Origin of the sequence: Micromonospora sp. NPDC051296 (genome assembly GCF_040682255.1) — a bacterium.
GTDB lineage: Bacteria > Actinomycetota > Actinomycetes > Mycobacteriales > Micromonosporaceae > Micromonospora > Micromonospora craterilacus.
Genome location: NZ_JBFBAO010000223.1, coordinates 1 through 11834, shown reverse-complemented (window position 1 = coordinate 11834; position 11834 = coordinate 1). Strand labels below are relative to the sequence as shown.

Sequence of the window (11834 nt, the reverse complement as noted above, 5' to 3'; positions counted from 1 at the left end):
GCCACTGCCCCTGCACCGTCGCCGCGATCGCCCGGGCCAGGGTCGTCTTGCCCACCCCGGGCACGTCCTCCAGCAGGACGTGCCCCTGGGCGAACAACGCGGTCAGCGCCAGCCGGACCACCTGCGGCTTGCCGAGCACCACCGCGTTGATGTTCTCGGCCAGCCGGGCGGCGAGGGCGGCGAAGCCCTGCACCTCCTGTTGGGTGAGCGGTTCCTGGCTGTTCACGGTGGTGCTCCTCGCTGGGGTGGATCAGCAGGTGGGCAGGACGTTGATGTCGTCCCCGCCCTCCAGGTTGAGCCAGGCCCAGGGGATGTAGTTCTTCCCGCTGTACTCGACCTGCACCCACCAGGTGCTGCGCTTGTCGTTGTTGTAGACGTAGGCGTACACCTCTTCGCCCCGCTGCTTGCAGTACGCCTTGAGCCGGGTGCCCGGGCTGGCCCAGCCGACCTGCCGGTTGTTGTCCTGCCGGGTCACCGAGAAGACCTCGTTGCCGTTGCGCTCGCCCGGCACCTCCCGGTCGCAATAGGTGCGCTGATCCGAGGCACTGCCGTTGACACAGGTGGCGATGCCGTACAGCGCGTCGGTCGGCTGTGCCCTCGTCGCCGTGCCCGGACCCGCGGCGTTGGTCGCCGTCACCGTGAACGTGTAGCTGGTGCCCGGCGTCAACCCGCTCATCGTGATGCTCGAACACGGGCCGCTCTTCGCCGGCTGACCCGGCCGGCTCAACGTGCAGGTGGCCTGCCCGCCCCCGGCGTCCACGGTGAACGTCACCGTCGCCGCCGTCGCGGTCGCCGACGAACCGGTGACCGTCACCCGCGGCGGGGCCACCGTCCGCGCCGTCGTGGTCGCCTCCGGACCCTCACCGGCCTCGTTGACCGCCAGGACCCGCACCGTGACGTTCTGCCCGTCTCCCAGGCCGCTCACGGTCGTCTGGGTGTCGGTCACCTCGCTGCGCCGGCCACCCACGTCCACCACGTACCCAGTCACCGGCCGGCCGTTGGCCTCCGCCGGGGACCACTGCACCGCCACCGTCCCCGGCTGGTCGGCCACCGTGCTCGCCCGCAGCTCCAGCGGCTCCCCGGGCACCGCGAACGGCACCACCGTGTTGCTCACCGGAGACGCCTCCGACGCCGCACCCTTGTCGTTGACCGACACCACCGTGAACGCGTACTGCGTGCCGTACTCCAGCTCGCCCGCCTTGATGACCAGCTCGGTGCCGGTCGACTCCCCGGCCGGGGCGTTCGTACCCGCCGAGGTGGCCGTCACCGCGTACCGGGCGATCTTGTTGCCCTGGCCGTTCGCCTCCGGCCAGCTCACCGCCACCGTGCCGTCCGGCCGCGCCTCCGCGGTGACGCTGGCCGGCGCGTCCGGCACCTCCGCCGTCGGCGTCACCGGGTTGCTGCTCCGCGCCGGGCCCGCGCCCTTGGCGTTGACCGCGTGCACGGAAAACCTGTACGTCTCGCCGTTGGTCAGCTCCGTGACCTCCACCGACCGCTGGTTCGCACCGACCTCCAGCCGCTGCCCGGCACCCTCCACCACGTACCTGATGATCTCCGCACCGTTGGCCGCCGCCGGCCGCCAGCTCACCCGCGCCTGCGCGTTGCCCGCCGCCGCGGTCACGCTGCGCGGCGCGCCCGGCTTGCTCGCCTCCGGCTTCTTCGGCGGCGGAGGCGGCGGCGGGGGATCCGGCGGCGGGTCACCACCGAGCACGTCGTTGGCGTACTTGTCGACCTCCCGCACCTGGTGCCGGTCGTCGACCACCCGCGCGGTCGCCGCATCCGGCGCGTTGATGAACAGGTGGTTCTCCCGCACCTCCAGCTCCAGCGGCCCGCCCCACTTGCCCCGGATCGTGTCCACCAGCTGCCCGGTCGCGTCGAACGCGTACACCACGCCCGCCGCCTCGTCCGCGCAGTAGAACCGCCCGGCCCACGCCACCGCCGGACTGAGCCGGTCGCCGTCACCCGGCACCGTGAACGAGTGCACCTGGCCACCGTCGGCGATCACATGCACCTGCCGCTGCCCGGCCACCGTCACCGGCACCACCGACCCGCTGGTGCGCACCGGCATGATGCCCGGCCCGGTCAACGTCTCCGCCAACGCCGTACGCCGCGTGGTGCCCCGCACCACGGTGACCAGCGCCCCGGCCGTACGGTCCAGCACCGCCACCCCGTCGTCCAGCGTGGAGACCACCAACTCGTGGCTCGGCTCGGCCACGTCGTGCGTCTCCACCTGCTTCGGACTCACCTGCGAGCCCTCCACGGGCGCCGACGGCAACGCGGCCGGGGTGATCGCGGAGACCGTGCCCTCCGCCGGCACCGCGACCCACAACCGGCCCTTGCCGTCGAACGCGCCGCCGGTGATCCCCGGCGGGTAACGCACCGGCTCACCCACCGGCATCAGCGACCGCGGGTCCAACTGCCGCACCACACCCTGCACCGCGTCCACCACGAACGCCGCGTCCTCGTGCAACGCCACGCTCACCCCCAGCCCGGGAGTCGTCGGCGTGGTCGCGGTGATCTGCAACGTGGCCAGGTCCAGCGCGCTGATCTGACCCGTGTGCAGGTCCCGCAGCACCAGCAACCGGTCCGTCTGCACCACCTGCATCGGATGCCGCCGCGCCGCGGGCACCTCCATCCGGGTGTCCACCCGCGCGGTCATCCCGTTGACCCGGGCCAGCTCGCTGCGCGCCGCGCTCCACAACCACGAACTCGCGTCGTAGCTGGCCACCGCGTTGTCCGCCGAACCCAGGCCGAGCACGGTCAGGCCCATCGCCGCCAGCAGCGCCAGCACCGTACCCACGGTGACCAGCCCGCCGCGTACCCGGGACCGGGAGCGGGCGGTGCGGGTCGGAACGGCCTCGTCGATGCTCGCCACAGCCGGCTGCCTCTCGTGTCGTCCTGGCAGGTGGCGCGCCGACGCGGCGACCCCTCCCCTGAGCCGGGAGCCATCATATGGTCACGCAACGGACCCCGGGAACCCGCACCGTCCGCCTGTGGACACCCAGCGTGGCGTGTCGTCGGCGTGTCCCGCCACGACTGTCGGCCGAGGATGGTGCAGGTCGGCCGGGAGTCGGGTCGGTCAGTTCGGGGTGCTGGTGACCTCCCGCGACGTGCACACCTGACTCGACGTGGCGAACCTGTCGGTGCCGTAGACGGCCAGCACGGCGAAGCAGTAGTCCACCCGGGAGTTCAACCCGTTCACCGTGTAGCTCGTCTGCCCCGGGTCCACCGTGGCCAGCACCCCCAACGGCTGCCCGGCCCGCCCACCGGCCACCATGAACGGCACCAACCCGTCCGACGGATCGGTCCAGGTCAACGTGATCGTGGCCGAATCGTCACGCAGCTTCAGCTCCCCGGGCGGCGGATCGGACTCCGCCGGCGCCGGCGATTCCGACGTCGTCGCCGGCGGCGCGGCCCGCCGATCGAGAATCAACACCCCCACCCCGACCACCGCGGCGAGGGCGACCACCACCGCGACGACCGCCACCACGATCGCCGCCCGGCTACGACCCCGCTCCGGCTCCACCGCCGGCATCACCAGCGGCCCCTGGTACGGCACGGCCACCACCGGCCGAGGCGGCACGACCGCAGGTTGGCCCCAGGCCGGCGGAGCCGGAACCTGCGGGGCGTACGGCGCCAGCGCCCCGCCGTGGGACGGAGTTGACGGGTAGGCCGACGGTCCGGACGACACCTGCTGAGGTGATCCGTGCGGGTGCACACCGCCGATCGGACCGTGCTGTTGCGGGCTGTGGTCCGGACCATGCTGCTGCGGGCTGTGGTAGTGCGGACCGCTGACCGGGCTGTAGTGACCAGGCCCGCTGATTGGGCCGGCCGAGGGCGGGCCGCTGACCGGCTCGTGATGGGGGGATCCACTGGTCGGGCCGGGCCAGGGTGGCCCGCCGACTGCGCCGTATCCAGGTGGAGCACTGGTCGGTCCGACCGCAGGTGCCGCGCTGACCGGTCCATACCCGTGCAGTCCGCTGCCTGGCGCGTAGCCGGGTGGTGCGCTGACCGGCTGCCCGGCCACCGGCGGCGCGCTGACCGGGGTAAAGGCCGGCGGCCCACTGACCGGCGAACCGCCAACCAGTGATCCACCGGCCAGTGGTGCGCCGATCGGAGGCCCACTGACCGGAGGCCCACTGACCGGGGGGCTGCTTACTGGCGGGCCGCTTACTGGGGGTCCGCTGACCGGGGGTGCTGCGTCGGCGACCGGAGTCGTGGCCTGGGGGAGGCGGCCGGCGCGGGCCGCCTCCTCCGCCAGCAGCGGACCGATCTGCTGAACCCGGATCGTCGGCCGAGCCCACTCGGGATGCGCCGGCGATGGGGGTCCGTCAACACCCGCTGCCGGCCCGGCGGCGGCAGGCGGTACCGCCAGTACTCCGGTCTCCTCGTCGGAGCTCCACTGCCGGGCGGCCGACGGCGTCCCGTAGGGCGGGGCGGCGGACGGCGTGACCGAGCCCCCGGCGGTCGGCTGGGCCACAGGGGCGGGTGGCACTGCTGGGGCAGGCGGCACCTGCGCGGCCGACGCTCCCAGCGGAGCGGGCTGGTCGTGGAATGCCGTCCGGGCCGGCGGCACCGCCGGAGGCGGCGGAATCATCGAGGAAGTTGGCGGTGCGCTCGGGGGCGGCGGCCCCACCGCCGGGGCCGGCAGCACGGGCGGCATAGCGGGAGCCGGCGGCCCCGCCGGGGTGATCGGCACGGGCGGAGCGGGCGGCATAGCCGGAGGCGGCGGCCCCGCCGGGGTGATCGGCACGGGCGGAGCGGGCGGCATAGCCGGAGCCGGCGGCACCGCCAGGGTATTCGGCACGGGCGGCGTGGCCGGAGCGGGCGGCACCGCCCGGGTGGCCGGCGCGGTCGGTGCGGCGGGCGCTGGCGGCACGTCCGGAGCAGGGGGAACGCCTGGCGCATCGGAAACCGGGGGTACCGGTAGGCGGGCGGCTGCCGTGGAGGCGTCGTGCGGCTGCCAGGCGGTCGACAGCACGGCCAGCGACACGGTGGGCTCGACCAGCGCCCCATGATGCGACTGGCGCGCCGGCTCCGGCTGGGGGACAGGGGGGACCGGCGGCTGCGGGGCGGGAGCGGCATCGCCGAGATACTCCCGTGCCGTGCGTACGGCCGGGTGGTCGGCGCCGAGCACGGCGGGGCCGGCGGCGGCGACGCGGGTGTAGTTGCGACGGGCCTCGTGGCGGTTACCCAGTTCGTCGGCGACGGAGCCGAGCTCGAAGGACAAGGCCAGCATCAGCGGGTCGCCGTGGGGCCACCGGCGTTCCCCAGCGGCGAACGCCTCCTCCAGCACCCGGCGGGCAGCGCTCGGGTCATCCGCCTCCCGGTGCAGCCGGGCCAGCAGATGCGCGGTGCTCAGCACGTCCGGATGATCCTTGCCGAACGGCGGCCGGGCGGACTCGACCGCGTCGGTCAGCAGGTCACGGGCGGCGGTGAGGTTACCCGCCCCGCGCAGCGCGAGAGCCCGCTGCTGGGCGACGGCCAGGGGAGAGGCATGGGGCACGTGGCTCATGCTGCCGGGTACGGGCACCCCGACGCTACCCGACCCACGGGCCGTGACGGGCCGCCCCGAAGCCCCGGTCGAGCTGGCCTGGACGTGCCTCGAATGCCGATGTGCATGATCCACCTGCGGCGTGTACAGTAACTCCCCGTGCGGCCCGCCGGGCGGCCTGCGGGTGGTGGACCACCGAGGCCGGCGCGGTAGGCTGGACAGAGCAAGTCCGGGTGGCGGAATGGCAGACGCGCTAGCTTGAGGTGCTAGTGCCCGTATAGGGCGTGGGGGTTCAAGTCCCCCCTCGGACACAAGTTTTCCGCATCGGTGCGCACTTTGAGTGCGCATGCGCTGATACTACAGCCTCCTGGCGGAGCGGCAGCGAGCGCGTCCGGCGGGTGTAGGCTTTGCCGCCATTCGGCTGGCCGTCGGTTGGCACAGCCCGGCCTGCGCTTCGGTCGCAAACGTCGAGGCTCGTATCGATCCAAGCGGTTCGGCTCGCGCAGGTTCGACTTTTAGGCAGGGGACGCAGAACACCCTGCCCTGATGACAGTGACCGCGTTGTTCGGCAGGTCACCTCTGAGCACAGCATTGCCCTACGGCGTGGATAAGGCAGGCCGGGTTGTGATCCTTCGATGGGGCGTGCGCAACTGCTGGATTCGAACAGATGTGGGTAAGCCGGACATCTGACTACGGATCAGAAGGTTAGGGGTTCGAGCCCCTTCGGGCGCGCAATCCGATCAAGGCTGTGACTAGCAGAAACGTTGGTTGCGGCCTTGATTGTTTCCCGGAATATGCCGCAAGCTCCCATGATGTGGGAGCTTGGTGCTCCGTTGGTGCTCCGATGTCTGCGTGCTGTCCGGTGGGTTCGGGCCCGGTTTGTGCTGGCCGGTGTCGTTCCGGGTCGCGCGGTCCGGATCTTGGCCGGAATGCCGGCCCGTGGGCTTCCGCCGACGTCCACCGTGGTCGCTGTTGTGGATCTTCCCTGCCGGGGGTGCTTTCGGGTAGTGCGCGGGGACGTGACCTGTGGGTCGGGCTCGTGCGGCAGCATCGGTGGGGACGGTTGCTGGTGGGGGCACTCCGGAGTTCGGGCATCTGACCTCTGCCCGTGAAGCAGAACAGAGGAGATCAGGTTCGGCTGCCCGTCGGGTCTCGCGCCACTCACCCAGGGCACACTGGCCCGGCGTCCGCCATCCTCCTGGGCGCTCGTCGTCAGCCTTGCAGAGCTTCGGCGGGGCCGAGCGACCCGCAGTCCCGACGGCGTCCTGGCAATGCGACTGCACTGTCTATGCCGCGAACAAGTCGGACCATGTTCGTAGGATTTCGTCCATGTCGCGAGTATGGCCGTTCCGAAAGTTCGCATCACGGCCCGACGTGCCGGTCCTTCGGAGTCTCGGACCCACGTACCAGGAGGAACTGCATGGGCGGCACGCAGCGGTCCTCACCGAGGTCCTGGCCGACGGGTCTGCGAGCGCCGCGACGAACATCGCGCTCGCGGGGCACTACGGCAGCGGAAAGAGCAGTGTCATCCTCGGCGTCCAGGCGGGTCTGGACGAGCGGAAGATCAACTGGGTAAATCTGTCGCTGTCGAGCCTGGGCATCGACGGCACGAATCGGGGGCGCATCCTGCAGGACGGGACGCTCCCGCCACTGACGAACCTGATTCAGAAGGAGATCGTCAAGCAGCTGCTCTATCGGAAGGCGCCGGCGGACATGCCGGGGTCGAGGTACTTCCGCATCGACTCGTTCAGGCGTTGGCCGGCGGCGTTCGGGGGTGCCGCGGTCGCGGTGGTGTTCTTCGTGATCGCGGTTCTGTCCGGGCTGGTGAATCGGGTGGAGAAGATGGGGCCCCAGGCCCTGGTCACCAGTCGTGGCTGGGTGCCGTGGGCCATCGTCGGTGGGCTCGGCGTGTTCCTGGGCGTGATCTGTTTCCTGGGTTGGCGTGCTCTGCGCAGCCGGGTGCGGGTGGAGAGCGTCTCCGCGGGCGGAGCAGCCGTCACGCTGAGTGCGAAGGAGAACTCGTACTTCGATGAGTACCTCGACGAGATCGTCTACTTCTTCCAGAGGACGAAGACCCAGGTCGCGATCTTTGAGGACCTGGACCGGTTCAGGGATCCTCACATCTTCGAGACGCTGCGCGAGCTGAACACCGTCTTGAACAACTCCGAGCAGGTCAAGTCGCGGCCGGTTCGGTTCGTGTACGCGGTCCGCGACAGCATCTTCGAGCAACTCAGAGTCGATGCCGCCCCGGACGCGGAAGCCGATGCCGGGGCGTCAGCGCGTCGTGCGTCAGCTCTGGAATCCGCCCCGTCGGCGAACAGGACGAAGTTTTTCGATCTGGTGGTTCCGATGTTCCGTTCATCACGCACCGTTCGGCGCGGGACCTGTTGGCGGCGGAGTTCGCCGAATCGGATGAGCGACCTTCGACTGCCTTGATGAACCTGGTCGGTGGGCATCTGACCGACATGCGCCTGATCCGCAACATCCGCAACGAGTTCGAGATCTACCGTGCCTCGGTCCTGGGAGAGAAGGGCCTCAAGGGCCTCACCGCGGACCGGCTGTTCGCGATGATGGTCTACAAGAACCTGCATCTGGAGGACTTCGAGGCCATCCGGCTCGGCACGAGCAAGATCGACGAGGCTTACCGGGCTTTCCGCGACATGGTCACGTATCAGACGGTCCACCAGGCCGCGGTCAGCAAGGATGCACTTGACCGGGTCGCGTCGAACGCCCTGTGGGACAAGCACGCGAAGGCCGCCGGCGAACGGCTCCAACAGGTATTGCCCGTTCTTTATCGGGCGACGGGGCGTGTGAGTCGTAGGACTGTCCTGTACTTCCAGTCGAAGGAGCACGCGCTTTCGGACCTTACGTCCGGCGACTTCTGGAGGTCGCTGCACGCGACCCGTCAAGGGTTGCATTTCGCCCATCCTGGATACCCAGGTGTGGACCTGTCGTTCGATGACGTGATCGCGCTGGTGGGGGATGGAGCCGCTGCGCTGGATGACGCCGTCGAAGCCGATGTCGCACGTCTCCAGCGCGCCTCCCGGGCCGCGTTGGCGAACAAGGACTTCGTCGCGAAAGCCACGATGGCGCAGCTCATGGCCAGGACGGACCTGGTCATGCCCACCAACGGCGTCGACCGCAACCTGGACGGCATCGTCACGGGCCTTGTGTCGTCCTTGGCCCACGACCTCCTCGCCAAGGGCCACATTGACCAGAACTTCACTCTGTACTGCTCGGATTACCATGGCGTCGCTATCAGCGTCAGCGCGATGAACTTCATCCTCCACTGCGTTCAGACCGACCGTGCAGACCACCGCTTCCGGTTCGACGAGCCTGCCTCCATCGACGCGGTCGAGACGGAGATGGGCGCCCGTTTCCTCGACGGTGAGAGCGTCTTCAACATCGAGGTCTTCGACTACTACCTGCCCGCGCACCCCGAGCGGCTCGACACCGCACTCGACAAACTCGTCGTGCGCGCCGGAACCGACGCCTCGTTCATCGACGCGTACCTTACGGACGGCGCGTCCCGGGACCTCTTGGTAAGCCAACTGGCTCCTCGCTGGAAGGGTGTTTTCGTCTATCTGGTCGACAACGCCCCGATTGCCCTCGCGGCGGGGGAGTGTCAAGTTAACGGCTGATCTTGGTTGTTGAGGTGGTCAGTGGTTGGCCGGGGTGAGCCGGCCTTCGAAGGCGATCTGGAAGGCGTTCAGAGGTGCCTTCCAGCGCATGGTCCAGCGCCGGCGGCCCGCGCCGGTCGGGTCGAGGCTCATCAAGGCCATGTAGACGCACTTGAGCGCGGCTTGCTCGTTCGGGAAGTGGCCACGAGCTCGCACGGCCTTGCGGATACGGGCGTTGACCGACTCGATCGCGTTCGTGGAGCAGATGACCTTGCGGATCTCGACGTCGAAGGCGAGGAACGGTACGAACTCCGCCCAGGCGTTCTCCCACAGCTTCACGATCGCCGGATACTTACGGCCCCACGCCTCGGCGAACTCGAGGAACCGCTCGGTGGCGGCGTCCTCGGTCGGTGCGGTGTAGACCGGCCGCAGCGCTTTGGCGATCTTGTCCCAGTCCTGCCGGGCGGCGTATCGGAACGAGTTGCGCAGCAGATGAAGCCGTCAAGAAACAACCTGCTGGTTTCCCGCCTCGTGGGTTCCTGTCGAGGGCTGCTCGACGGAGGCAAGTAGGTCGACGGAGGTGTCGTACCGATGTTGCGCGGGGGCGATGGTGATGCGGCGGTCGTCGAGGATGGGCAGGACGTCGTTGATGGCGTTCCAGAGGGTGCTGCGGCAGACGTCGAACAGTTCGGCGAGGGTGTTGAGGCTGCAGACTCGGCGCCGGTAGAGAATCGTGGCGAGGATCCGGTCGCTGTCGGTGATCTTTTGTCGGAAGACCCCGGCGCGGGTGCCCAGGCGCCGGTCACCGCCGCGTTGGCGGTGGCGGCGTTCTTCGATCGCGGCGGCGTAGGGAACGATCAACTGTTGGAGCAGTGCATGCAGCGCTTCGCGGTTCATGCCGGTCAGTTGCGGGTCGGTCAGGGGGTGGCGGGCCGGCAGCGTGGGCGGATGGGTGGCCGGTCCGGCGTTGGTGATCCAGGCGCGTAGGTCCTCGGCGCGGGTGAAGTAGCGTACGACGGTCGGGGTGATGTTGATCTTCTGTTCGTCGATGAGGTGCCGGGTGGCCTTGATGGCCTGGCCAATCGTGACGGGGTTGATTCCGAGCAGGTCACAGAGCACTTTCTGCGGGCAGACCTGCCGCAGGTAGAGGACGGTGAGCAGGACCTCGTCTGCGTCGCGGAGCAGCGATCGGCTGCGGCCGGTGGTGGCGACGCGCCGGCCACCGCGCAGTACGTAGCGGTGCTGTTCGCTGCGGGCTGCCTGGGCCGGCGCCAGCCGAGCCTGCAGCGCGTCCAGCTCAGCGGTGCTCATGCCGGTCAGCCGTGGGTCTGCGAGCATCTGCAGGGCTTGGGTGCGGGCCGCGGTGCGCTGGTCGGCGCACGGCGGCGTGGTGCTGGCGCCGGTCGGGGCGATGCTGTAGTTCCACTGGCCGTGCTCGGCGTGCGGGGTGATTGGCAGGGCCTGCAACTGGTCGCGGCTAACGGCGACCCCGGTCGGGTAGGTGCCGTGGTCGAGGACGGCCTCGACCCGCAGCCCGGTCCGGGTCGTGGTTGCGGCGATCGTGTTGAGGACGACCTCGTGGCTGGTCAGCGGACGGCCTCGCCAGTTGGTCGTGATGTGGGAGAACAGACGGTGTTCGATCTTGTTCCATTTGGAGGTGCCCGGCGGGAAGTGGCAGACCGTGACCGTTAGGCCCGCTTCGGCGGCGAACGCGGCCAGTTCGGCCTTCCAGAGCCGGTAGCGGTAGCTGTTCGACCCCCCGGCGTCCGCGGTGATCAGCAGGCGTGTGGCCTGCGGGTGGTCCAGTCGGCCTCTGGCGTGCCACCAGGCCCGGATCGATGCGACCGCGAACGCGGCCGTGTCGTGGTCGAGTCCCACGTTGACCCAGCCGGTGTTCCTGGTCATGTCGTAGATGCCGTAAGGAATGACCGTGTCCACTCGTGGGCCGGCGAAGAAGCTGTGGTCTTCGACTCGGATCGGCTGTCCGGACGGCCGCCACTCCCGCCCGGCCATCGGCAGCAGCCCCACCTGTTCCTTCTTCTTCGCGTCCACGCTGATCACCGGCTGCCCGGCAGCCTGATGGTCTTTGACCTGGTCGTTGAGATAACGGAACTGGGCGTCCCGGTCGGGGTGCTGATCACCTTCCAGGGTCTTGGCGGTGCCCTGCAGGCTGAACCCGTTGGCCTTCAACAGTCGCCCGACCGTCATCGCCGAGACCGTCCGGCCCTGCCGGCCCAGTTCGGCGGCCAGATGACGCAGCGACTTCGTCGTCCAGCGCAACGGGGAGCACGGGTCACCCCGCTCGTCCGGCTCAACCAGCCCGAGCAACGCCGGCACCAGCCCCGGGTCACGCTCCTCGGCGCGGCTGCGGCCCCCGCCGACCCGACGGACCCGCCCAACCGGCATCGGTTCGGCGCCGCCCTCCAGTTCGGATACACCCCGACGGACCGTGGTCTCGCTAACCCCGGCGACCTGGGCCACCACCCGGATCCCGCCGTGACCGAGCAGCCGGGCCTCGACCCCGAGCAGCAACCGCCGCTGCCGCTCATTCAAATGAGGCAACAACGCGTCAAGCCGCACCGCGAGCTGAGTACGCAAACCATCCAGAATCACCGCGATAGTCCAACAAGGACACCGGTAGGAAGCGACACGTTGTTTCTTGACGGCTTCGATGCACCACACACGTCTGCACGATTGTGCGCGGCCAGACCGTCTCCACC

3 protein-coding genes, 1 tRNA gene and 3 pseudogenes are annotated in these 11834 nt (G+C 69.8%); 2 read left to right on the top strand and 5 right to left on the bottom strand.

The window, feature by feature from the left end:
- The 3 genes and pseudogenes from AB0M52_RS21965 to AB0M52_RS21955 all read right to left on the bottom strand — a co-directional run.
- Positions 1-226, bottom strand: a pseudogene (locus AB0M52_RS21965) (ATPase); the annotation flags it as partial.
- Between the two features lie 24 nt (positions 227-250).
- Positions 251-2866 carry a fibronectin type III domain-containing protein gene (locus AB0M52_RS21960; RefSeq protein WP_363956608.1) on the bottom strand — a complete coding sequence of 872 codons (2616 nt, stop codon included), beginning with the start codon at positions 2864-2866 and terminating at the stop codon, positions 251-253.
- 213 nt (positions 2867-3079) lie between these two features.
- A complete protein-coding gene (locus tag AB0M52_RS21955) occupies positions 3080-5506 on the bottom strand; it encodes a tetratricopeptide repeat protein (RefSeq protein WP_363956603.1) in 2427 nt (808 codons plus the stop codon).
- 215 nt (positions 5507-5721) lie between these two features.
- On the opposite strand from AB0M52_RS21955, the gene AB0M52_RS21950 reads away from it, so the two are divergent.
- Together AB0M52_RS21950 and AB0M52_RS21945 are read left to right on the top strand one after the other, a co-directional pair.
- Positions 5722-5805 (top strand) — tRNA-Leu (locus AB0M52_RS21950).
- A 1018-nt stretch (positions 5806-6823) separates the two neighbouring features.
- A pseudogene (locus AB0M52_RS21945) lies at positions 6824-9135 on the top strand (hypothetical protein).
- Between the two features lie 18 nt (positions 9136-9153).
- Here AB0M52_RS21945 and AB0M52_RS21940 read toward each other — a convergent pair.
- Positions 9154-9612, bottom strand: a pseudogene (locus tag AB0M52_RS21940) (transposase); the annotation flags it as partial.
- A gap of 3 nt (positions 9613-9615) precedes the next feature.
- Positions 9616-11694, bottom strand: a complete 2079-nt coding sequence (locus AB0M52_RS21935; protein ID WP_363956605.1) for an ISAzo13 family transposase — start codon at positions 11692-11694, stop codon at positions 9616-9618.
- Between the last annotated feature and the right edge of the window lie 140 nt (positions 11695-11834).